Annotated in this window: 23 protein-coding genes; 15 read left to right on the top strand and 8 right to left on the bottom strand. The window is 60.4% G+C overall.

Translation table 11 applies throughout. From position 1 onward, the window contains the following. The first annotated feature begins 18 nt into the window (after positions 1–18). The 9 genes from DBAC_RS17775 (at position 19) to DBAC_RS06860 (ending at position 8,836) form a co-directional block, all read left to right on the top strand. On the top strand, positions 19–486 hold the full coding sequence (locus DBAC_RS17775; RefSeq protein WP_015773566.1) for a TlpA family protein disulfide reductase: 468 nt from the start codon (positions 19–21) through the stop codon (positions 484–486). After that, positions 483–857, top strand: coding sequence for a DnaJ family domain-containing protein (locus tag DBAC_RS06900; protein ID WP_015773565.1), 375 nt, complete (start codon positions 483–485; stop codon positions 855–857). Before DBAC_RS17775 ends, DBAC_RS06900 begins: the two co-directional genes overlap by 4 nt. Positions 858–863: 6 nt before the next feature. Next, positions 864–1,916, top strand: a complete 1,053-nt coding sequence (locus tag DBAC_RS06895; RefSeq protein ID WP_015773564.1) for a lytic transglycosylase domain-containing protein — start codon at positions 864–866, stop codon at positions 1,914–1,916. Between the two features lie 9 nt (positions 1,917–1,925). Next, positions 1,926–2,198 (top strand): helix-hairpin-helix domain-containing protein, encoded by a 273-nt coding sequence (locus tag DBAC_RS06890; RefSeq protein ID WP_015773563.1) that lies wholly within the window; start codon positions 1,926–1,928, stop codon positions 2,196–2,198. A 752-nt stretch (positions 2,199–2,950) separates the two neighbouring features. Next, positions 2,951–4,081 (top strand): class II glutamine amidotransferase domain-containing protein, encoded by a 1,131-nt coding sequence (locus DBAC_RS06880; RefSeq protein ID WP_015773562.1) that lies wholly within the window; start codon positions 2,951–2,953, stop codon positions 4,079–4,081. Next, entirely contained in the window at positions 4,045–5,679 is a 1,635-nt protein-coding gene (locus DBAC_RS06875) for a glutamate synthase-related protein (RefSeq protein ID WP_015773561.1), read from the top strand. Before DBAC_RS06880 ends, DBAC_RS06875 begins: the two co-directional genes overlap by 37 nt. Positions 5,680–5,691: 12 nt before the next feature. Continuing rightward, the gene (locus DBAC_RS06870) at positions 5,692–8,076 is read left to right on the top strand and encodes an FAD-dependent oxidoreductase (RefSeq protein WP_015773560.1); all 2,385 of its coding nucleotides are present in this window, start codon (positions 5,692–5,694) and stop codon (positions 8,074–8,076) included. 170 nt (positions 8,077–8,246) lie between these two features. Next, positions 8,247–8,501, top strand: coding sequence for a type II toxin-antitoxin system HicA family toxin (locus DBAC_RS06865; RefSeq protein ID WP_015773559.1), 255 nt, complete (start codon positions 8,247–8,249; stop codon positions 8,499–8,501). Beyond that, entirely contained in the window at positions 8,498–8,836 is a 339-nt protein-coding gene (locus tag DBAC_RS06860; protein WP_015773558.1) for a type II toxin-antitoxin system HicB family antitoxin, read from the top strand. Before DBAC_RS06865 ends, DBAC_RS06860 begins: the two co-directional genes overlap by 4 nt. Before the next feature lie 119 nt (positions 8,837–8,955). Here the strand turns inward: DBAC_RS06860 and DBAC_RS06855 are convergent, their stop codons facing one another. The 3 genes from DBAC_RS06855 to DBAC_RS06845 form a co-directional block, all read right to left on the bottom strand. Continuing rightward, the gene (locus tag DBAC_RS06855; RefSeq protein WP_015773557.1) at positions 8,956–9,207 is read right to left on the bottom strand and encodes an AbrB/MazE/SpoVT family DNA-binding domain-containing protein; all 252 of its coding nucleotides are present in this window, start codon (positions 9,205–9,207) and stop codon (positions 8,956–8,958) included. Positions 9,208–9,290: 83 nt separating this feature from the next. Further along, positions 9,291–10,406 carry a Fic family protein gene (locus tag DBAC_RS06850; protein WP_015773556.1) on the bottom strand — a complete coding sequence of 372 codons (1,116 nt, stop codon included), beginning with the start codon at positions 10,404–10,406 and terminating at the stop codon, positions 9,291–9,293. 257 nt (positions 10,407–10,663) lie between these two features. After that, on the bottom strand, positions 10,664–12,028 hold the full coding sequence (locus DBAC_RS06845; RefSeq protein ID WP_015773555.1) for a sigma-54 interaction domain-containing protein: 1,365 nt from the start codon (positions 12,026–12,028) through the stop codon (positions 10,664–10,666). 249 nt (positions 12,029–12,277) lie between these two features. Between DBAC_RS06845 and DBAC_RS06840 the strand changes: the two genes are divergently transcribed. From DBAC_RS06840 to DBAC_RS06810, 6 genes are all read left to right on the top strand, one after another. Beyond that, complete coding sequence (locus tag DBAC_RS06840) at positions 12,278–12,505, top strand: hypothetical protein (RefSeq protein ID WP_015773554.1); 228 nt, start codon at positions 12,278–12,280, stop codon at positions 12,503–12,505. 37 nt (positions 12,506–12,542) lie between these two features. After that, the gene (locus DBAC_RS06835) at positions 12,543–12,764 is read left to right on the top strand and encodes a hypothetical protein (RefSeq protein WP_015773553.1); all 222 of its coding nucleotides are present in this window, start codon (positions 12,543–12,545) and stop codon (positions 12,762–12,764) included. A gap of 9 nt (positions 12,765–12,773) precedes the next feature. Beyond that, positions 12,774–13,019, top strand: coding sequence for a universal stress protein (locus DBAC_RS06830; protein ID WP_050762058.1), 246 nt, complete (start codon positions 12,774–12,776; stop codon positions 13,017–13,019). A 45-nt stretch (positions 13,020–13,064) separates the two neighbouring features. Further along, the gene (locus tag DBAC_RS06825; protein WP_015773552.1) at positions 13,065–14,030 is read left to right on the top strand and encodes a 4Fe-4S dicluster domain-containing protein; all 966 of its coding nucleotides are present in this window, start codon (positions 13,065–13,067) and stop codon (positions 14,028–14,030) included. Beyond that, positions 14,023–14,451 (top strand): hypothetical protein, encoded by a 429-nt coding sequence (locus DBAC_RS06820; RefSeq protein WP_015773551.1) that lies wholly within the window; start codon positions 14,023–14,025, stop codon positions 14,449–14,451. The genes DBAC_RS06825 and DBAC_RS06820 overlap by 8 nt, the downstream gene beginning before the upstream one ends. An 845-nt stretch (positions 14,452–15,296) precedes the next feature. Continuing rightward, positions 15,297–17,690, top strand: coding sequence for a phosphoketolase family protein (locus tag DBAC_RS06810; RefSeq protein ID WP_015773549.1), 2,394 nt, complete (start codon positions 15,297–15,299; stop codon positions 17,688–17,690). A 109-nt stretch (positions 17,691–17,799) separates the two neighbouring features. Here the strand turns inward: DBAC_RS06810 and DBAC_RS06805 are convergent, their stop codons facing one another. The 5 genes from DBAC_RS06805 to DBAC_RS06785 form a co-directional block, all read right to left on the bottom strand. Continuing rightward, positions 17,800–19,134 (bottom strand): HD-GYP domain-containing protein, encoded by a 1,335-nt coding sequence (locus tag DBAC_RS06805; protein ID WP_015773548.1) that lies wholly within the window; start codon positions 19,132–19,134, stop codon positions 17,800–17,802. Between the two features lie 292 nt (positions 19,135–19,426). Beyond that, complete coding sequence (locus DBAC_RS06800) at positions 19,427–20,794, bottom strand: DEAD/DEAH box helicase (protein WP_015773547.1); 1,368 nt, start codon at positions 20,792–20,794, stop codon at positions 19,427–19,429. Then, positions 20,794–21,225, bottom strand: a complete 432-nt coding sequence (locus DBAC_RS06795) for a thioesterase family protein (RefSeq protein ID WP_015773546.1) — start codon at positions 21,223–21,225, stop codon at positions 20,794–20,796. The genes DBAC_RS06800 and DBAC_RS06795 overlap by 1 nt, the downstream gene beginning before the upstream one ends. 54 nt (positions 21,226–21,279) lie before the next feature. Continuing rightward, positions 21,280–21,933 (bottom strand): potassium channel family protein, encoded by a 654-nt coding sequence (locus tag DBAC_RS06790; RefSeq protein WP_015773545.1) that lies wholly within the window; start codon positions 21,931–21,933, stop codon positions 21,280–21,282. Positions 21,934–21,942: 9 nt separating this feature from the next. Next, positions 21,943–23,289: a TrkH family potassium uptake protein gene (locus DBAC_RS06785; protein ID WP_015773544.1), complete on the bottom strand. Its 1,347-nt coding sequence runs from the start codon at positions 23,287–23,289 to the stop codon at positions 21,943–21,945. Positions 23,290–23,292: the final 3 nt, after the last annotated feature.

Here is a 23,292-nt window from a genome sequence, read left to right as displayed (position 1 = left end):
TCCAAACGAGGACTATCCATGAATTTTCTGAAGACATTCGTCCTGCTCCTGCTGCTTTCTTTTCTGCCTTCGAACGCTTTGTCGCAGGATATCCATAAAGCGGGAATCCATGATTTCAAAAATATCGTCGAATCAAACAAGGGCAAGGTCCTGATCATCAACTTCTGGGCGACCTGGTGTTCACCGTGTGTCAAGGAATTTCCAGGACTCATGAATATGCGCCAGGAATTTTCGGAGGATGAGCTGACCATCATCGGCATCTCCATGGATTACGGCATGCGCCCGGTGGAAAATTTCGTCAAACTGAACAAGGTCAATTTCCCTATACTTCTTGATGACGAATCCATAGGCTCCATGCTCGACATCAAGTCCATACCCCGCACCCTGATCTACAACCGCGCCGGGGAGAAGATCCTCGATCATCTCGGTTTCATTTCCGAGGAAAGCTTCCGGCATGTTATCGAGCGACTTCTCAAGATGCCATGAACGTTCTCGCCGAACTGGCTGAAAGGGCGATCCGCGAGGCCCAGGAGCGCGGCGAATTCGATGACCTGAACGGTCAGGGACGCCCTTTGCCGGAGAGCGGCGATCCGTTCATGCCTGAAACGCTGCGCATGGCCTACAAGGTGCTCAAGAATGCCGGCTACATCCCCAAGGAAGTAGAGGACCAGCGCGAAATCCGCTCCCTGATCGAATGTCTCGAACAGGAAACGGACGAGTTTCGAAAGATGCGCCAGATCCAAAAGGTCCAGCTTTTCATCGCCCGGGCCAAGATGGAGCACGGCGGTTTGCTGCAGGAAGAAAACGAAAAATATTTCCAGAAAGTCGTGGCCCGCGTCACGCTCAACAAAGCCTGAACTCCCATGAATATCCCAAGACGTTCGCTCTTAAAAGCCGCTCTGGCCCCCCTTCTGCTGCCCTTTCTGACCTCTGAGGCCCAGGCGTCGGTGCCGGTTTCGGACATTTCCGAGATCCGGATCATTCAGACCAAGGACCCCGCACGTATCCTGGAGCGGGTTTCGGCTCCGGGATTCGCCCACTCCATGGCCCAGTCTACCCTAGCCTTCATCATCGAAAGCTACCCCAAGGGCAATCTGCCGGTTTGGAAAAAACCGCTGTCCGAGATCGACCTGCACTCGCGCATTCCTGAGATCTGTACGCACGTGGTGCAAGGCGTATTGCGTCACGCCTCCATCTACCCGGTGGACCCCTGCTGGATCATGGGGCAGATGATGGCCGAATCCTTTTTTTATGAATTCGCCGTGTCCTCGGCCCTGGCTGTGGGCCCCTGCCAATTCATCGCCGCCACGGCCAGAGGGTACGGCCTGGTCTGCGCCGACGAACACGGGCAGCCTGCAGGGTTTGCGCGGCGCGAAGACCTGGAACCGGAATTCGAACAGGCCGGTGCGTACCGTACCCAGATGCGGGCCCTGCGCAAGGAACAGTCGGAACTCTTTGGTAGCCCGGCCAAATTGCTGCGCACCCTTGTAAACGCCCAGGCTGCAGGCAAACCCTTGAGCGCCGCCGGAACCTACGCCCTGGCCCTGGACCGCATGGATCTGCTGCAAGCCCAATACAACGCGGCGCGGGATAATTGCCGCCTGTATCTCGATGAGAACTTCAGGGATCGCTCCATTTTCTCACCCCAGGACGTGGCCTTTTTCGAAAAATTCGACCAGCGCGTCCTCTATTCCCATGCAATAAACGCCATGGTCAAAATGATGGCCGAGAACCTGCGCGCCCGCGGCGGCAACATTCTGGCGGCCACGGCCGGATACAATGCCGGTCTTGGCAACACCGACTCCAAATACGGGGTCTATTCCTCCTACGGACGCATCCCTAATTTTGCCGAGACTGTGGAATACGTCAGCAGAATCCTCGTCAACCATCACGAAATTACCCGCCGCATCGCGTAGGAAACCGTTGTGAATCCTGCCAAAGTCCGACGCGACCGGCTTCTCGCGCTGACCGACCTGCCCAACATCGGCCCGGCCATGGCCCGTGACCTGCAACTGCTCGGCTTCGAGCATCCCGGCCAGCTTGCGGGCCAGAATCCACAAGCCCTCTACGACCGCCTCAGCGCATTGACAGGAGTCCGCCAGGACCCCTGCGTGCTGGATGTCTTCGTGTCCGTGACACGGTTCATGGACGGAGAGGAAGCCAGGCCGTGGTGGCACTACACGCCTGAGAGAAAATAGCGGCCCACGACGTTCAATCCCTGCGCGAAGCCACTTCCTGCCCGAAAGATGGATTTCCACCTTCGCAGGGATCCATGATTTTCTCCGACCTCTTCTTTCCGACCTTTCTCCAAAACTCCGATCCTAGCCTTACTGTCCGATCCGGGCGAGGCTCGTCGACTGTCTGACTGAGCCAGGCATCGTTCGTTTTCCCGTCGCCCATCGCCCGAAGCGACAGCCCCTGTTCGGAGAAGCGACGGGAAAATGGTACGAGGCCGGCGAAGGAGTTTCGACGTGCCTCGCCCGGATCGGACAGCAAGGCGGCCGCACACGAGCAAAAATCTCAAAAGTCAACCACCCCGCCCTTCGGGCACCCCTCCTTGGCAGGAGAGGAGTTGGAGCGGCTATTGACGGACCGTGAAGCTTTGTGCGTTCGCGACCAGAACAAACCTTTTGCTTCGTACAGCAAGACAGGCGCACGAGCGCACTTCCTGATCAGCCACACCACGTCTCCCCGCAACAGGATAATATCCCAATTCAACCGGGCATATTTCCCACTTGACCGCCTGTTTTCCCATCAGATAATCGATTTTTTTGGCCTCTTACTTGCTTATTTCATCGCCCCTGCCTGAAATTCAGGCCGGGAAGCATAATTCTCTACATTTTTGTCATTAAAAGCCGTGTCGCCTTGGGAAAATATGACATTTCTGTCATATATGCATTCACCCTCCTGAGGCGACGGGAATTGAACACTCATCAGGGAGTAGCGCGCTATGTGTCGATTGTTTGCGCTGACCAGCAGCGACCCCGTCTCCCCCATGGATGCCATCCGGGCCTTGGATGTCATGCGCGAGGGGCACGACGGATCGGGAGTCGGCCTTTATTTGTCGGATATGGGCGGTCCGTTCGAGTCCATGAAGGGTTGCCCCATCCTGTCGGGAATTTTCACCAACGCCGGTGTCCAGCGTCTGGACGCCTTCATGAACGCCAAGGGCTTCGCCATCAAGTACGATCTCGCCATCACCCCCAAGGGGGCCATGCCCACCTGGACGCCCAAGCGGGAACGCTACATCGTACGGGCCTATGACATCCCTGCGACGTGGAAGGATCTGAGCGAAGATGAGAAGGGCCTCGGCTACCTGAAGACCCGCCTTGAGCTCAAGCACATGGGCCTCGCTAGCGAGGACATCACCGTCTTCTCCTTCTGGCCGGACACGGTCATGATCAAGGAGATCGGCGACCCGCTGCAGGTCGGCGAATATCTGGGACTGGACCGGCCCGAGATCAAGAGCCGACTCGTCCTGGCCCAGGGCCGTCAGAACACCAACTACGCCATCAATCTGTACGCCTGCCACCCCTTCTTCATCGAAGGCTTAAGCACCATGACCAACGGCGAGAACACGGCCTTCATCCCCATCCGTGATTACCTCGCATCCCAGGGGATTCCCGGCTACGAGGGCTACAACTCCGATTCCGAAGTCTTCACGCACATCCTGCACTACACGATCAAAAAGCTGGGCCTGCCCTTTGAAGCCTACAAGCACATCATCACGCCTTTGAAAGACCATGAAATGAAAGACCATCCGGACAAGGAATTCCTGTCCAAGCTGAAGCAGATCTGCCGCCGTCTTATCATCGACGGCCCCAACTGCGTCATCGGCTGCCTGCCGGACAAGTCCATGTTCATGGTTCAGGACAGCAAGAAGCTGCGCCCCGGCGTGGTCGGCGGCCGCCCCGGCCTGTACGCGTTCTCTTCCGAGATCTGCGGCCTGGACCTGGCCATCCCCGACCGTGACAAATCCCAGGATTTTCAACCCATGCATCTTGATTCGGCCATTGTCGGCCCGGACCGCCAGGAGATCAAAGTATGTCGGCAAACACAGCCATTAGCCCTTCCCAACTGAGCATCAAGGATCTGCCCTGGCAGATAGAATGGAACAAGGACCGGTGCACCCTGTGCGGCCAATGCTGCGCCGTGTGCCCCATGCAGTCGCTGGAGCTCGGCACCTTCCGCAAACGCACAATCAAGGTCCCGGCCGGGTTCAAGAACAAGCCCGAGAACGAGCACTCCATTTATTACGGCATCCGCCAGCGCACGGCCCCGCATCAGGCCTGCGTGGGCTGCGGCACGTGCAGCATGGTCTGTCCCAACGACGCCATCCTGCCCATGCACTCCGACGAAAAAGACAAGCTGCGCTACCACGTCAATCTTGGCGGCCAGCCGCGCACCCGTGGCGGGCGGCGCAACGACAACAATTCCCTGCTCGACCAGATCAAGTTCATCCGCATCTCCATGCTGACGGACCCGGCCCTGGATTCGGGCCGCCACGAATTCGACCTGCGCACCCTCATCGGGCGCATCCAGAGCCCCGCCGAAGGGCTGGCCACCATCAAGGAGCACGGCTGGGCTCCGCCCGTGCGCGAAATCTATCCGCTCATGATCGGCAGCATGTCGTTTGGCGCGCTCTCGCCCAACATGTGGGAAGGCCTGCAGATGGGCGTCGCGTACCTGAACGAAGAGCTGGGCATGCCCGTGCGCATGTGTACCGGCGAGGGCGGCTGTCCGCCGCGCCTTTTGAGATCACGTTTTCTCAAATATGTCATATTGCAGATCGCCTCGGGCTATTTCGGCTGGGACGAGATCATCCACGCCATCCCGCAAATGAAGGAAGACCCCTGCGCCATCGAGATCAAGTACGGCCAGGGCGCCAAGCCCGGCGACGGCGGCCTCCTCATGTGGCACAAGGTCAACAAGCTCATCGCGGCCATTCGCGGCGTGCCTCCGGGAGTGAGCCTGCCAAGCCCCCCCACGCATCAGACCCAATACTCCATCGAGGAATCCGTGGCCAAGATGATCCAGTCCATGTCCATGGCCTGGGGCTTCCGCGTGCCCGTATATCCCAAGATCTCGGCCACGACCACGACCAACGCGGTCCTGAACAACCTCTGCCGCAACCCCTACGCGGCCGGTCTGGCGGTTGACGGCGAAGACGGCGGCACGGGCGCGGCCTACAACGTGTCCATGAACCACATGGGCAGCCCCATCGCCTCCAACATCCGCGATGCCTACCTGACCCTGTGCAAGATCGGCAAACAGAACGAAGTCCCGCTCATCGCCGGCGGCGGCATCGGCAAGAACGGCAATCTGGCTGCCAACGCGGCCTCGCTGATCATGCTCGGGGCCTCGGCCGTGCAGATCGGCAAATACGCCATGCAGGCCGCGGCCGGATGCGTGGGCTCGGAGTCCGACCGCTGCAACGTGTGCAACATCGGCGTCTGCCCCAAGGGCATCACCTCCCAGGACCCGCGCATCTACCGCAGGCTCGATCCGGAAAAGGTGGCCGAAAGGCTGGTCGAGCTCTACGTCAGCTTCGACATGGAAATGAAGAAGATCTTCGCCCCCCTGGGCAGGTCCACGTCCCTGCCCATCGGCATGTCCGACGCGCTGGGGATCGCCGACAAGAACGCGGCGGACAGACTGGCCATCAAATACGTGGTCTGATGAGGGAAAGACATGCAAAGCACCATACATATTGACGGAAAGGAAAACGGCGTGCGCCTGGAATCGCGCATCCTGGAGGAACGCATCCAGGACGCGGTCAAGGCCGGAGCCAGGGAGCTGACAGTCGAAGCCTGCGGTCAGCACGGCATCGGCGGGCGCCTCTGGGTCTCCAAGGCTGAAGCGGTCACGGTCAAGGTCATCGGCGCGCCCGGACAGCGTCTGGGTTCCCTGGGCTTCCCCGGCACGACCATCGAAGTCATGGGGCCGGGTTCCGACGACATCGGCTGGCTGAACGCCGGAGCCGAAATCATCGTCCACGGCAACGCGGGCAACGGCATCTGTAACGCCATGGCTCAGGGCAAGGTCTGTGTCGGCGGCAACGTCGGGTCGCGCTGCATGACCATGACCAAACAGAACCCGCGCTTCACGGCCCCGGAGCTGTGGGTCCTGGGCGAAACGGGCGACTATTTCGCCGAGTTCATGGCCGGCGGCACGGCCGTGGTCTGCGGCGTGGACGCCCACGACCAGGCCAACGTCATGGGCTACCGCCCCTGCGTGGGCATGGTCGGCGGACGCATTTTCTACCGTGGCCAGGAACAGGCCATCAGCAACGCCGATGCCAAGCACATGCCCATCAGCGACGAGGACTGGACTTGGCTCCAGGAAAACTTAAAGCAATACCTTCAGAAAATCGACAAGTCCGACCTTTTCGACATCCTGGCCACCCGCGACCAGTGGCATCTGGTCGTCGCCAAGTCGCCCTATGAGAAGGTCACCCGCAAGCGCAAGAACATGTCCGATTTCCGTTCCCAGGTCTGGGACATGGAGCTTGGCCGGGGCGGACTGGTCGGCGACCTGACCTCCGTGGACCGCTCGCCCATTGGGCTCATCACCAGCGGGGAACTGCGCCGCTTTGTCCCGGTCTGGGAAAACTGCAAATACATGCCGCCCTGTCAGGCCAGCTGCCCATCGGGAATTCCGGTGCAAAAGCGCTGGCAGCTGGTGCGCGAAGGCCGCCTGGCCGAGGCCGTGGACCTGTCTCTGGAGTACACGCCCTTCCCGGCCACGGTCTGCGGCTATCTGTGCCCCAACCTGTGCATGGAAGGATGCACGCGCGGCCTGGGGAGTCTCAAACCCGTGGACGCCAAGATGCTCGGCAAGGAAGGCATCAACGCCCACCCGCCCATGCTGCCCCTGTCCTCGGACAAGAAGGTCGCAGTCATCGGCGGCGGCCCGGCCGGCATCTCCGTGGCCTGGCAGCTGCGCCTCAAGGGCCACAAGGCCTCCGTGTTCGACATGGACGAGAAGCTCGGCGGCAAACTGCAGGCCTCCATTCCGGCCAACCGCATCCCGCCCGAAGTGCTGGCGGCGGAGCTGGACCGGGCGCGGGAGGTCATCCCCCATGTGCGCCTGGAAAAGAAGCTGACCCGCGACGACTTCGAGGCCATCAAAAGCGATTACGACTTCATCGTCCTGGCCACCGGCGCCCAGCGTCCGCGCACCCTGCCCGTGCCCGGCAACGAACGCCTGACCACGGCCACGGACTTCCTCAAGGCCGCAAAGCACGGTGACGCCAAGGTCGGCGAACGCGTGGTCATTATCGGCGCGGGCAACGTTGGCTGCGACGTGGCCACGGAAGCCGCCCGCCTGGGCGCGAAAAGCATGACGCTCATCGACGTGCAGAAGCCCATGAGCTTCGGCAAGGAACGTGAAGAGGCGGAAAAGGCCGGAGCCAAATTCCTGTGGCCCTGCTTCACCAAGGAGATCACGGCCGAAGGCGTACTCTTGACCGACGGCCGCGTCATTCCCGGTGACACAGTCATCATATCCATCGGCGACACGCCGGACCTGGAGGCCTTCCCCGAGAACATCGCCCGTGAGCGCGGCTTCATCACCGTCAACGACGTCAACCAGACCACGGACCCGCGCGTCTTCGCCATCGGCGATCTGGTCAAGCTGGGTTTACTGACCCAGGCCATCGGCGACGGACGCCGCGCGGCCCAGGCCATCGACGAGATCATCAGCGGCCGCCGCCCCCTCTCGGTCACGGCGGACATGCACGAGGGGCTCAAGACGCGCATCGAGTACATGGACCCGGGCAATCACATGTCCGAGACCATCGACTACTCGCGCATGAACCTGGCCTACTTCGACCCGCGCCTGGGCGGTTTCGACAGCCTGGACCAGTGCGCCGAGGAATGCTCATCCTGCGGCGTGTGCCGGGACTGCGGCATCTGCGAGGCCATCTGCCCGCGCGGAGCCATAAGCCGTGAGGCCCTGCCGGACAATGAGTTCGCCATGGTCTGCGACTCCGAAAAATGCATCGGCTGCGGCTTCTGCGCCGGAGCCTGCCCCTGCGGCATCTGGACGCTCATTCCGAATACGCCGCTGGAATAGTGTTTGAAAAAAAGACAACTAAAAGGGGGGAAGGCGACTTCCCCCTTTTTTGTTGCGATCTTTTTTCAACACCATTTCCGATACCAACATCGAGTTTCGACTGAGTCTTCTTCCACGCAACAGCACCAACGTCATCTTGACATGATATCAAAAAATAATATCGTAAAACAATGAAACGCAAACACGAATCCACTCTCCGCAGGATTTTTGACCATCCGACATCTGGCGGGATCAAATGGGCAGATATCGAGGCCTTGTTTGCGGAGCTGGGAGCGGAAATAGCGGAGCGTGAAGGTTCGCGCATCAGCGTGTTTCTTTTTGGAGAGATCAGAATCTTCCATCGCCCGCATCCTTCGCCGGACAAGGACAAGGGCGCGGTGGCAAGCATCAGGAAGTGGCTCGAAACGAATGGGGTGAAGCCATGAAGAACGTACTTGATTTTCCCGGCGGTTACTCTGCCGTCATTGGCTACGATTCCGAGCTGGAAATGTTCCGGGGAGAATTTGTCGGCTTGAATGGCGGAGCCGACTTCTACGCCACGGACCTGGAAGGACTCAAGCGAGAAGGCGCGTTGTCGCTCAAGGTCTTTTTGGACGAATGCGCCGCACGTGGCATCGAGCCCAAAAAGGCAAAAGGAAAATTCGCCCTGCGCCTGGATCAGGACATCTACCGCCAGGCCACTATCGCCGCCGCCGCCAGCGGAAAAAGCCTGAACCAGTTCATCACCGAAGCCGTGCGCGAAGCCGTGGCCCGCGCATGATCCACGAAGCCTGGCATTGAAGCGAGGAATAGGCGGATGAGGAGCATTTTCCGCCCCGCCTGGAAAGAACAAGCTGTCCAGACAACATCTTCTCTATCCGAAGCCTATGCGGTCATGGGCTATTTCTCGGCTCCACGATTCTCGGCGGTCTGCATGTCCTCGCCGCCATGCCGGGCAGGATCGAAACTGGCAAGACGTTGCTCCAGGGTCAGATGAACCTCACTGAGCGACGTGATGATGATCCTTCCATTTTCCACGCTGATCCTGACCCGCTGATCGGCATGCAACTTCGCCTCGCGGGCTACGGCCGCAGGCAGACGGCCCCCCAGACTGTTTCCCCATTTTCTTATGACCAGAATGGTTTCGGTCATGGCGGAATCCTTCGCATGTTTAGGCACAGTTCAATCACTGAACGCCGACAAATCAAGACGGGGAGTCAGCCTGCGGTTGATGATCACGTCGTCAGCTCATAGCTCGTGCTGCGGCCGCTGGCTGCGGATTTGACCAGCACGCCCTTGGCGAGCAGGTCGGAAATATCGCGCAGGGCGGTGTCCTGGGAGCATTTGGCGATGGCGGCCCATTTGCTGCTGGTCAGCTTTCCGTCGAAACCATCAAGCAGCTTGTTGAGCAGCTTGATCTGCCGCTCGTTCATGGACACCCCAGCCCAGCGACTCCAGAAACCGGCCTTGGCCAGCACTGCCGAGAGCGTGCTTTCGGCCCCTTGAACGGCACGCAGCAAACATCCCAAAAACCACTCAAGCCAGTCCGTGACATCAAGCGTTCCCTTCTGGGTTCGTTCCAGCCAGTCGTAGTAATCCTTGCGCTCGCGCAGCAATTGCGCAGACACGCTGTAGTAGCGCTGCACGCAGTGATCAGCCCCTGCCAGGGCCATGTCACCCACGGCGCGGGCGATGCGGCCATTGCCGTCATCAAAAGGATGAATGGTCACGAACCAGAGATGGGCTATTCCCGCCGTAATGACGGGATCTTCATCGTGCGGGGCGTTGAACCAGCGCAGAAATTCAAACAACTTGGCATCCAGCATGGCCGCCGGAGGCGCTTCGTAGTGAACCCGGCGGCGCTGAACAGGGCCGGACACGACCTGCATCGGCCCCTGGCTGTCATCACGCCAGGCCCCGACCCGAATCCTGGCCAGACCGCTGTAGCCCGTCGGAAACAAGGCCGCATGCCAGCCGAACAGCCGCTCGGCGGTCAGGATATCGGCGTGGCGCTGGGTCGCATCCAGCACCATGTCCACCACCCCATCGACGTGGCGGTCCGCCGGTGCCAACGCCCCGATATCGAGGCCCAAACGTCTGGCAATGGAGGACCGGACCGACTCAAGGTTGAGTTTCTCGCCTTCGATCTCACTGGTCTTGAGCACGTCCATCGACAAAACCCGAAGCGTAGCCTCATCGCGCAGCTCCATCCCGACATCATGCATCCGCCCCAGCAAGTGCCCCTGGGCCAAGTGCACCTGTGAAAGCAACGGCAACAGCCGCTTCAGGTCGTAAACCCAACGCGGCCAGTCGTCCTGCTGCCAGATGTATTTTTTTTCTCCGCTTATCATGCGGTGATTGTGCGGGGTATTCACCGCAGTGTCAAGGGAAGGGATGCCGTGGCGGGAAAGTGCCCTGAATCAATTTCAGCCGCGAACACGAACGTTTACGATAACGGCAAGTTACACGAGCATTTGTTTTTTGAAATACGGATGTGCTTCAGCAACGCAAACCCCTTGCGTACTGCCAAAGCAGTACTTGCCGAACAGCCCGGTCCAGCACCACCACGCTCCGCAACGCTGCCCCTTCCTCCTGTTTCTGCGCAGCCTCACCCTTTGCCCATCCCGTAGCGCCGCATCTGGCTCCACACGCTGGTCCGGGAAATACCGAGGATTCGGGCCGCTTCGGACTGGTTTCCGTTTGCCTCGCGCAGGGCTTGGGCGAGGCGTTCCTTTTTGATTTCGTCCAGGCTTCTGGCCGCGACATCGGCAGGGGTGCACACGACCGCTCCGTTCATGAGTTCGGCCGGCAGGTCGCGGGGTTCGATCATGTCCGTCTTGCAGGCCACGAAGGCGTACTCGAAGGCGCTGCGCAGCTCGCGCACGTTGCCGGGCCAGGAGTGGCGCACGAGCAGCTCCATGGCCGCGGGCGAGATGCCGTGCACTTTCTTGCCGGATTTGAGCTGCGTGCGCAGGAAAAAGGTGGAGGCCAGGAGCGGGATGTCCTCGCGGCGCTCGCGCAGCGCAGGCATGCGGATAGGGATGACATTGATGCGGTAGTAGAGGTCCTGGCGAAAGAGGTTTCTGGCGACCAGATCCGTCAGGTCGCGGTTGGTGGCGGTGATGATCCTGGCCTGGACCGGGATGGGACGATGGTCGCCCACGCGCTCGATGACCTTTTCCTCCAGCACGCGCAGGAGCTTGACCTGGGTACTGGCGGGCAGGTCCCCGATTTCGTCCAGAAAGATGTCCCCGTCGCCCGCGCTCTCGAAGCGGCCCATGCGATCCTTGTGCGCTCCTGTGTAGGCGCCTTTGACATGCCCGAAGAGTTCGCTCTCCAGCAGCGATTCGTTCAGCGCCGCGCAGTTGACCTTGATGAAAGGCTTGTCCCGGCGCGGCCCGGCATCGTGGATGGCCTTGGCCACCAGCTCCTTGCCCGTCCCGCTTTCGCCGTAGATGATGACCGGAGCATCGATCTGCGCCACGCCGTCGATGAGATCGAAAACCTGCTGCATGGTGGCCGCGCGGCCCACGATCCCGTGAAAGGAGTCTTCCCGCGAGATCTCGCGCCGGAAGATCTCCAGCTGCTCCTCCTTGTCCACCAGATCGGAGATGTCGGTGATGGTCTCCACCGCGCCGATGGTCTCGCCGTCCTTGTCTTTCAGCACGGAAGCGTTCTTGACCACGGGCACGCGCGTTCCGTCCTTGCGCACCAGGGCACACTGCTGCTTGCGCAAGGAACCTTGCTTGAACATGACGCACCAGTGGCACTGCGGAATCCCCCGCGCCAGCTCGCAGGCCGAACAGCCGAGAATCGCGCATGACGCGCCGATGAGTTCCTCGCGGGAGTAGCCTGTCATCGCCACCAGGCCTTCGTTGACGGACACGATCTGGCCATCGGGCGTGACGATCATGATCCCGTCCTGAATGGTGTTGACCACGGTCTTCCAATATTGATTCAGATTTTCTTCCATCCCTACTGCTCCATGCCCTTCTGCTTTGTTTGTGAACATAACATCTGTTCACCTGTTTACTTAGTGAACACTCAAAACGCAACACCTCGGTTCATCGTGAACAAGAAAACGTCGCGCCTATTAAATTTAAATCCATTATTTCAGAATATTATTTCTATAAAAAAGAGCGATCCCGGAAAAGCGACGTTCTGGCACGACGCTGGCTAAAGAAAAAATGTCGGCACTGGCCGGCATGCGAGGATAATTGTTATGAACACACTCGACATGCGGAACACGGTGGATTTTTTTGGCATGCTCACGGCATGCGCGCTCATCAAAAGACTTGAAGCCGGAGAATCCATGCTGATTCTGGTCAACGACGCATCCTTTCTACCCGATCTGCGCAGGGTGCATCCGGAGTGCAGCTTTCAGCTCATCCCGCCTGCCCATGATGTGAAGAACGGCGGCGACTATCTGTTCCAGGTCAGAAAGGCGTGAACCCTTGAACGTGCAAACCTGTCACAAGGAGGAACCCATGTCCGCAGTCACAGTCGACTGTCCGTATTGCCGGCAAAGCGTAACCGTCACCCAGGGCGAAGACTATGCTCCGCAGTTTCATGCCTGCCCCGGATGTGGAAAGCGGTTCATTGTCGAACGCGGAGCGAGCGGAACCAAGGTGATGAAGGAAAAGGAAGCGCCGTGCATGAGCAACCCGGAATGCCGGGAAATCGAGACCAGCGCCACGTGTGAAGAATAACGAACAAGGATGAAAGTCACGGACAGTCCCCGCTGCCCCGTGTCCGGCGCCGAACTGAAAATCCAGGCCGGAGACCCGGCCGCACGCATCCTGGCCGAAATTCATACCGGGAACAACGATCTGGTGGTCATGGGCGCTCACGGACGCAGGGCCTTCATGGACATGCTGCTCGGATCCGTGGCAAACAAGGTCGTAAGACTCAGCACGGTGCCGGTGCTGACGGTACGACTGCCGAAAGAAAATACGGCAGAATGAATACATGCCTTTGAAACTCGCATAACGGATACGTCGGAGAGATACATGAAAGTCAATCGTAGACACTTCCTCGCGGCCGGTCTGGCAGCCGCCACAGCAGCCGTGGCGCGCCCGGCGGCGGCAAACACTGGGGGCGCAGCAACCGCTGAGCATGTCGTGCTGGCCACACTGCTGGACATCTCCAAATGCATCGCCTGCGGCGCGTGCGTGGAAGCCTGCCGTGAGACCAACGGGCACAAGTACCCGCAGCCGCAAAAGCCCTTCCCCAAGATGTACCCGGCCAAGGTCAAGGCCGCCGACTGGTCGGACAAACAGGATGTGGACGACCGCCTGACCCCCTACAACTGGCTCTACATACAGACCGCCACGGGCGAATACAACGGCGAGCCCTTCGAGCTGCACATCCCAAGGCGCTGCCTGCACTGCCAGAACCCGCCCTGCGCCAACCTCTGCCCGTGGGGCGCGGCATCCAAGGACGCCAAGGGCATTGTCAGCATCAATGACGAAATCTGCCTGGGCGGGTCCAAATGCAAGGATGTCTGCCCCTGGCACATCCCCGAACGCCAGACGGGCGTTGGCCTGTATCTGAAGCTGGCTCCGGGCTTTGCCGGCAACGGCGTCATGTACAAGTGCGACCGCTGCCGGGACCGGGTGGCCCTGGGCGAGACTCCGGCCTGCATCGAGGTCTGCCCCGAAGGCGTGCAGACCATCGGCCCGCGCGATGAAATCCTGGCCCAGGCCCGGGAACTGTCCACGCGCACCGGAGGGTTCATCTATGGCGACACGGAAAACGGCGGCACCAACACTTTCTACGTTTCCCCCGTACCCTTTGAAGCGCTGAACCAGGCCATCGAACTGGGACCGGGCAAGCCGCATCTGGCTTCGGTCGGCAATCCGTTTGCCAAGGAAGAATTGCTGGCTCGCGCCGTGTATGGGGCCCCGCTGGTGGGAATCATGGCCGGAGTGCTGCATCTGGTGCGCGGCGCGACCTCGGAGGACGACCATGAATAGCCGAACCCTTGTTTTTCGCCTGACGGTTTTTGCCCTGGCCTTCACGGGCTTCGCCCAGATGCCCATCTTTGCCCGCTACTATCTGGCCGACGTGCCGGGTTTCGGCTGGACTGCGGATTACTATTTCAACCACGTGGCGCATTACATCCTGGCCATCGTGCTGCTGGCCATTCTCGGCTGGCGGCTGCCCCGCGTCCTGCGCCGCCCGGCCTGGACGGCCATGGACGTGATCGTTGGCCTGTGCTGGGCCGGTATCGTCCTGACCGGCATCGTCCGGGTAATGAAGAACCAACCGGAGAGCTATTTCTCCCCGACCCTTGTCATGTGGGTCGACTGGCTTCACCTCGGTTTTGTCATGCTGCTTGGGGCAGCGAGTCTGATGCGCTCCAGAGTGCGAGTCCGTACTGTGAAAAGCCACTGAACAGTTAAAGGGACACCTGATGTTTCGGACCGTTCCCTCATAGTGGCCGCGCATCCGCGACTGGGTGCGCGCGACGGGAAGTCTAGTTCCAGATTTCAACCAACAAGACCACAGAAAGGAATATGATCCCCAATCGCATCATAGTCATCGGAGGAACCGCGGCCGGACCCAAGGCAGCGGCTACGAAGCCCAGCGCATTCTGGAAAGCGCCGGGTACACAGACGTCCGTGTCATGGAAGGAGGCCTCATGGCCTGGCCCTATGCAGGCGAGCAATAGCATTTCCTCTCCTCCTCAAAAAGTCGAAAGCCCCCTGACAGCCTCTGTCCGGGGGCTTTCGACTTTGTTGATCGGGGACGAATACCGGGAAACGCGGCCATCCCATTTCATTCATGTCGTGCGAGAGAAAGGCCCCCTCTGAACATGTGCACTTATTTTGAAAGCGCCGAAGCGGATGAAAAAGTTAAGTCAAAGCGCCTCCTTTTCCTTGTGCCGTCATATAGGGCGATTTTGTTGGATGTGGCGGAACGGTTGATGGATTTCTTTTGCCGGCCAGCTCCCTTATTCCGATTAATCCTGTGTAATCAGCAAAGTGCACCGGGGCAGTGTCCGGCACGGGAGTTGCCATGGAGGTTGCATGGGCATGAGCCCCTGGCGTGCAGGAGTCGGCTTTCACGCTGGGGCCTTTTGCCAGGGTTATTGTGGGGCAGAACAAGACGGATGGACGAACTCGGTTTGGTCTGGTGGCTGCTTGGCCCGACGAAGGAAAAAGGATCGTCGAGCTGCGCAAGCAAAGGTTGACGACGCAAAAGCCCCTTCACGGCCTGAATAAAGGAAAAATCAAATCATGCAGACAAAGGCCCTCTCCCCGGAACTCGTTGCAATGATGGACGCCTACTGGCGCGCCGCCAACTACCTGTCGGTCGGCCAGATTTATCTTTATGACAACCCGCTGCTGAAAAAAGAGCTCATGCTGAAGCACATCAAGCCGCGCCTGCTCGGTCACTGGGGCACGGTGCCGGGCCTGAACTTCATCTATGTGCATTTGAACCGCATCATCAAGGCGTACGATCTGAACATCATCAATATCACCGGGCCGGGCCATGGCGGGCCCGGGCTTGTTGCCAACGCGTATCTCGAAGGGACCTACAGCGAGGTCTATCCCCACATTTCGCAGGACGAGGAGGGCCTGACGCGGCTCTTCAAGCAGTTCTCCTTCCCCGGCGGCATCCCGAGCCACGTCTCGCCGGAGACGCCGGGCTCGATCAACGAGGGCGGAGAGCTGGGCTATGCGCTGTCGCATGCTTTCGGAGCGGCCTTCGACAACCCGGACCTCCTTGTCGCCTGCGTCATCGGCGATGGCGAAGCGGAGACCGGCCCCATGGCCACGAGCTGGCACTCGAACAAGTTCCTGAATCCGGTCCATGACGGCGCCGTGCTGCCGATCCTGCACCTGAACGGCTACAAGATCGCCGGTCCCACCGTGCTCGCGCGTATTCCCCATGACGAACTGGAGGCGCTCTTCCATGGCTACGGCTACACCCCCCATTTCGTCGAGGGTGACGAGCCCATGGAGATGCACGTCCTCATGGCCGCCACTCTTGACCGCGTGGTGGGCGAGATCCGGCGCATCCAGCGGGACGCCCGCGAACAGGGGTTCACGGAGCGGCCGCGCTGGCCGATGATCATCCTGCGCACGCCCAAGGGCTGGACCTGCCCGCGGGAAGTGGATGGAAAACCCACGGAAGGCACCTGGCGGTCGCATCAGGTGCCCATGGGCGACATGGGCCATCCAGGCCATGTGAAGCTTTTGGAGACGTGGATGAAGAGCTACCGGCCGCAGGAGCTGTTCGACAAGTCCGGCCGGCTCCGCCCCGAGCTGGCCGGGCTCGCGCCGGCAGGGGAGCGCCGGATGAGCGCCAACCCCCACGCCAACGGCGGCCTGTTCCTGCGCGACCTGCGCCTGCCGGATTTCGGCGACTACGCGGTCAAGGTCCCGAAACCCGGCGCGGTGGACGCCGAGGCCACCCGCGTGCAGGGCGAGTTCATCCGCGACGTGATTGCACGCAACCCATCCACCTTCCGCGTCTTCAGCCCGGACGAGACGAGCTCGAACCGCTGGGGCGCGGTGTTCGAGGTCACCAGCCGCTGCTCGATGGCGGCCATCGTCCCCGGCGACGAGCACGTCGCGCCCGATGGCCGGGTCATGGAGATGCTGAGCGAGCACCAGTGCGAGGGCTGGCTCGAAGGGTATCTCCTGACCGGCCGCCACGGCTTCTTTTCCTGCTATGAAGCGTTCATCCACATCGTGGATTCGATGTTCAACCAGCACGCCAAGTGGCTGGACGTCACGCGCGGGATTCCCTGGCGCCGCCCCATCGCCTCCCTCAACTACCTGCTCTCGTCACATGTCTGGCGGCAGGACCACAATGGCTTCAGCCATCAGGACCCAGGCTTCATCGATGTCGCAGCCAACAAGAAGTCCGAGGTCATCCGCGTCTATCTCCCGCCCGATGCGAACACCCTGCTCTGCGTGACGGATCAATGCCTGCGCAGCCGCAACTGCGTGAACGTGGTCGTGGCCGGAAAGCAGCCCGGGCCGCAGTGGCTGGACATGGACGCCGCCGTCAAGCACTGCGCCGCCGGCATCGGCATCTGGCCGTGGGCCAGCAATGACCAGGGCTGCGAGCCGGATGTCGTCATGGCCTGCTGCGGCGACGTGCCCACCCTCGAAACCCTGGCGGCAGTGCAGCTCCTGCGCGAACATTTCCCGGCCTTGAAAATCCGGGTGGTGAACGTGGTCGATCTCATGAAGCTGCAGCATCACCGCGAGCACCCACACGGCTTGAGCGACGGCGATTTCGACACGCTGTTCACTACCGACAAGCCGGTCATCTTTGCCTACCACGGCTACCCGTGGCTGATCCACCGGCTGACCTACCGTCGCACCAACCATGGGAACCTTCACGTGCGCGGCTTCAAGGAGGAAGGGTCGACCACGACGCCGTTCGACATGGTGGTCGTGAACGACCTCGACCGCTTTCGCCTCATGGCCGACGTCATCGATCGCGTGCCGCAGGTCGGCGCCACGGCCGCGTATGCCAAGCAGGCCATCCGCGACAAACTCATCGAGCACCGGCAGTACATCGAGGAGCACGGCGAAGATCTGCCGGAGATTCGGAACTGGCGATGGGGGCTGGGCGAAAAGGAAAAACTGGCGGGCGGAAAACGCGAGTCTTGAATCGAAAGAAACCCCTCACGAATTGAACGTTCGTGGTATCCCGGCAGGTCGGCCGCACAATGCCTGCCAGGCAATTCAAGCCAGTGGTCAGGAATACTTCAACGGACCGTCACGAGACCAGCGTGTCGGTCCCGACATGAAAATATTTCCAGGCGACGTCGATCAGTTCCGCGCTCAGGTCACGGCCGGACCTGTGGGCGTATCGTTCATGCAGGGGCGCGGCCATGGTGGCGAAGGTGTCGACTATCTTGGGATCGAAATGCTTCCCGCGCCCGCGCATGAGGATGTCGAGGGCCTCGGCGCAGCTCAGCGCGTTCTTGTAAGACCGGCGCGAGGTCAGGGCGTCGAAGACATCCGCCACGGTGAAGATCCGCGCCGTGAGGGGGATGTCCTTTCCGCTTATTCCGTTTGGATACCCTTTTCCGTTGAATTTTTCGTGGTGGCACCCGACAACGTCCTTCGCGTCGCGCAGCCAGGTCGAGCGGGCGACCACTTCCAGCCCGTGTCTGACGTGGGTCTTCATGATCTCGTATTCGTCTTCCGTGAGTTTGCCGGGCTTGAGCAGGATGCTGTCCCTTATGGCGATCTTGCCAACATCGTGCAGGAAGGCGCCCTTGGCCAGGGCGCGCATTCCGGCCGCGTCCAGGCCAAGGGCCTCGGCCATGCGCAAGGCGTAGAGGGTCACCCTGTAGTTGTGCTCGTCGGTGTCGCTGTCCCGCTTGGCGACGGCGCAGCCGAGCAGGGCCAACGTTTCAAAGTTCGCCGCCTGCAGGTTGCGGGAAAAGGCGACGAGGCGGTTGGTCAGGCGCAGGATGACCGGATAGAGGAGGGCCGCCGTGGCCAGAGCGACGAACGCGACGGCACCGACGGTGTAAAATGCTTTGCGTTCCATGGCGGCCAGCACAGAAGGGGCTGGGACAAAGATGATTTCGACCTGGCCGGTATCACTCCGTCCAAACTCGTCTATGGGAAGTATGGCGTGGACGCAGAGGATATCAGCGATAAAGACCGTTTCCGACCAGGCCCCGGCATTGGGCTCGGGGCTCTTGCCTGCATGGGCGTGCGCGCGCACCGCCTCGTGCAACACAAAGGTTTGGTCCAGATACTCCTCTGCGCCGGAGATGCCCGGCTTGAAAAATCTGGCGTAGACGACCTTGCCACGCCTGCTTTTCCTGGCATTGGCGGCGATTTTTTCCCCGACCGCCAGACGAAAGGCGTCCAGGGGCTTCAGCCCGTCATGAGAGACAATCGCGCGGGTGCGCTCCACCAGTTCCGCGAGATCCTCCTGCGCCTCGGCCACCACCGCCTCCTCCAACATGCGCTCTTCCGCCAGATAGGCCAGAGTGGCCAGAGTCAGGGCGATGACGGTGGCCATGAGCGCGAGCCGGGCTACGAGGACGTGACGCACGTACGTCAAGAGCGGAACGTTTCGCGGCGAATACATGCGTCACTCCTGATGAGCGGTTCGTGTTCATGAAAGCGATTGGCCGCTTGGCGCTCAGGAATGTAACCGCTCTCCACCGCGTTGTCATGCTGCATCTACCCGATCGGGAAATGGGCTATAATGGCAATTCCCCATATCTCAATTCACCATCATTACATGGTGAAAATCTCAGCTTTCCGAGGTGGTCGCAATTTGCGATCACCCTGGCTTTATCCTTTACGGTCAACATAAGTATAAAGTCCTCAGGGAACCGCCGCAAATTGCGCTTGATCTGCTCGTTGAAGCGCCCCGCCTACTCGCCAATATCCGCATACACCGCCGCTCGGGCACGGGCTGCCGCGTCAAGCACGCCGACCTTTTCGTCCACGAAATCATAAACCTTTGGTTGAGCTTTTCCAGCAGAGGGACGCAGCACCCGGCCCAGATATTGGATCAGGCGGCCGCTGAATTTGACAGGCGTGGCCAGGAACAGGGACGTCAGGTTGCTGGCGTCGAAACCTTCGCCGATAAGCTGGCCCGTTGCAAAGACCACATCCACCCGGCCCGACTGGATCTGGTCCACCAGGCGTTTGCGTTCGGGCAAGGGTGTGTCGCCGGTCAGGATCGCCCCGCTGATCCCATGCCGTTCTTCCAGGAGCTCCTGCAGCATCCGGCAGTGTATCTTGCGGTCGGACAGCACCAGCCCGACTCCCCGCCCGGACGCCACTTCCCGCGCCACTTCATCGACGATCAGGCTGTTGCGGTCCATGTCTTCGGTCAGGTCGGCGATGATGAGGCCGTACTCCTCTGTCGGATCGCGCTCGCACTTAAAAGAAGTCGGCCGGATGCAGATTTCCGGGCGCATGATCGCCCCGCTTTCCATCAGATCATCACTGTCGATGCGGGCGTGCATTTCACCCAGGTGCCAGAAAATGAGCTGAGTCAGGCCGTCGCGCCGGTACGGGGTGGCCGAGAGGCCAAGGGAATAGGCGCAGTCGAAGGCGGTCACGGCGGCGGTGAAGGTGCGGCTCGGGGCGCGGTGGCATTCGTCGACGATGATGTGGCCGACGCGTTTTTTAAGCTCCTTGGCCCGGCTGTACACGGACTGCACCGTGGCCACGGTCACGGCCTCGCCCACCGTGCTTTTGCCGCTGCCGATCATGCCCACCTTGCGGGCCGGGATGTCCAGGAATTGCTCGATGCGCTCGACCCACTGCATGGCCAGGTCGCGAGTGTGTACCACGATCAGCGTAGGCTGGCGACGGCTGGCGACAAGCGACAGGCCGCATACGGTCTTGCCCGCGCCGGTGGGGGCGCAGAGCGTGCCAAAGCGGCGGCGGAGCATGGCGTCGCAGGCGGACTGCTGGTAGGGACGCAGTTCCCCCTGAAAGGTGAAATCAATTTCCGGCAGGCTGCGCCGCTCGTCCTCGTACTCCACGGCCTCGCCGTGCTCGGCGCAGATCCGGGCCAGCCGTCCGCCATAGCCGCGCGGCAGGATGAGCCCGCCGCTTTTGCGCACGGAATAGAACTTCAGATGCCGGGAGATCTTGTAATTGGTGCGACCCATCTTCAAATTTTCGAGCCACTTGGGGTTCTCCAGGGTCAGCTCGGCCATGACCTGCGTCTGGATGGGTTCCGGGATATCGGAGAGGAAAAGTTTGTGGGCGATCCGGCAGCGCATCAGGACACGCTTTCCAGGCAACGGGCCAGCACATGAGGCAGACGGGCGACCTTGCGCGCGACGTAATCGAAGCAGACCATGCCCGTCTTGACCAGAGCGATTTCCGCGCCATCGGCAGGACGATTCAGCCGGCAGACAAGATCGAAACTCGACCGCCGCACCTCGACCGCGCCCAGTTCCACGTCCAGTTCATCGCCCAGAAACGCCTCTCCCTTAAAAACCAGTGCCGCATCGGCCATGATCAGCCCCACCCCGCCGACGTCCTTTTCAGACAGACCGCAGGACGCCAGCCAGCGCACCCGCGCCTCGTGGGCAAGGGCCAACACCCGGTCATTGCCCAGATGCCCGCCATAATTCACGTCGGTCACGCGCACATCAAGCCGCGTCCGGTAAAGCCATGTCCTCGGTAATTCGATCTGCACGCGCGCCATCAGATATCCCTCCGGAAACCGTCAAACTTCATCCTGATTTTTCGCTCTCCCACTTCAGGACTCCAGTTCCAGAAGTTTCTCCCCCCGGCCGATGACAGCCATGATATCCCCTTTTTGCAAGGACTTGTCGGCCGAGGGCACGAAAACGAACTGCTTATCCTCCAGGCCTTTCACGGCCACCACCTGGATGCCGAAGGAGTTGGTCAGGTCCAGATCGCGCAAGGTCTTGCCTGCCCATTTTTCCACGGTGAACTCCTTAAGGATGATGTTCGTGCCCAGAGGCAGATAATCGATGAGGCCGGGCACGGCCAGTTTGGCCGCCAGCTGTTCGGCGGCGTAGCGTTCAGGAAAGATGACCGCATTCGCCCCGACCTTTATCAGCACCTTCTCGTGATCCCTGCTCATGGCCTTGACCGTCACGCTCTTGCAACCCAGTTCCTTCAGAAAGAGCGTGATCAGGATACTCGCTTCCATGTTGTGACCGGTGCTGACGATCACCTCCTGCAGCTCGCCGAACCCGAGCTGCTCCAGGGCGATCTTGTCCACCGCTTCGGCCTGATAGACTTGCGTCAAAGCCTCCGCAGCGACCTTGACCTTGTCCGGATCGTTGTCGACTCCGACCACCTTCTGGCCGTGAGCCATCAAGGACCTTGCCAGACTGAGCCCGAACTTGCCCAAACCCACGACACCGAATTCCTTGTGAGTCATAAAAACCTCCTACCCGATGAGCATGCTCTTTTCGGCACGCTTGAAACGTTCACGCGTCTGCCAGGCTTGCAGCATGGTCAAAAAAACGATGGGACCAAGACGGCCGACGAACATGAGAAGCATGATGATGAATTTCCCCGGCGTCGAAAGATGAGGCGTGAGGCCGGTGCTCAGACCCACTGTACCGAACGCGGACGAGGCCTCGAAAAAGAGTTCCATGAACTTGCCTCGCACCAGTTGATGCGGCTGGTTGGCACCTTCGGTCACGGTCAGGATGAAGACCGAGCCCATGATGAGAACAAAGGCGAAAATGACAAGAGTCATGGCTTTGTTCACGGTGGAGGCGTCCACGCCATAGCCCTCGACAACGACCTGATCGCGTCCCTTGATCTGGGATACGGCGAACCCGAGAAGTACGCGCAGGGCCGTGGTTTTGATACCGCCCGCGCAGGATCCGGGAGAACCGCCGATAATCATGAGCAGAATCATGATAAAGAGCGAGGTGTCGGTCATGATGCCGATGTCCATGGTGTTGAACCCGGCCGTGCGGGCCGTGACGGACTGAAAGAGGCTCTGGAGCAGCGCCGTCGCCATCCCGTCCTGCCGCTGCTCGATGAGGAAAAAAACCACCCACCCGATGAGAATCAGCCACAGGCTGGTGCGGATGACCAGCGACCCCTGCCAGCTCAATGCGCCCCGCAGGGGACGTCCACGGAGCGCGGCGCCAAAAAAGCCGGGAAGCTCCACCAATACGTAAAAACCGATCCCGCCCAAAAAAATGAGAGTCATGAAAAGGAGGTTTATGGGCAGGTTGCCTGAAAACCGCATCAGGCTGTCCGGATAGAGGCTGAAACCCGCGTTGCAGAAGGCGGAAACCGAATGAAAAAAAGCGCTGAACCAGTCCAGCTCTCCCAGGCTGAAGGCGTACATGGCCACGGCACCCAGGGCCTCGATGCCGAAACAGACCAGAAAAAGCTGCACCAGAAAACGGCCCAGTTTGAAGGACGGGTCCCCCTGCAGGGATTGGCCCACGGCGATGCGGTCGGTCAGTGAAACACGACGGCGCCACATGTAGAAAACCAGGCTGGTATAGGTCATGACTCCCAGACCACCGATCTGGATGAGTACGGCGATGACGGTCTGGCCGAAAGTCGAGAACACGGTGCCCGTGTCCACCACGACAAGTCCGGTCACGCAGGTGGCGGAGACGGAGGTGAACATGGCGTCGAGCCAGGTCAAGTGTGTCCCGTTCAATGCAACCGGCAGGTGCAGCAGCACCCCCCCCAGGAGTATGGTCGCCGCGAAGAAATAAACGGGAAGAACCGCCGGAGAGAGAAATTTATGGGCGTGTTTCATGGC

The organism is Desulfomicrobium baculatum DSM 4028, assembly GCF_000023225.1.
Classification (GTDB): Bacteria; Desulfobacterota; Desulfovibrionia; order Desulfovibrionales; family Desulfomicrobiaceae; genus Desulfomicrobium; species Desulfomicrobium baculatum.
This window is presented reverse-complemented; position numbering and strand designations above follow the sequence as displayed.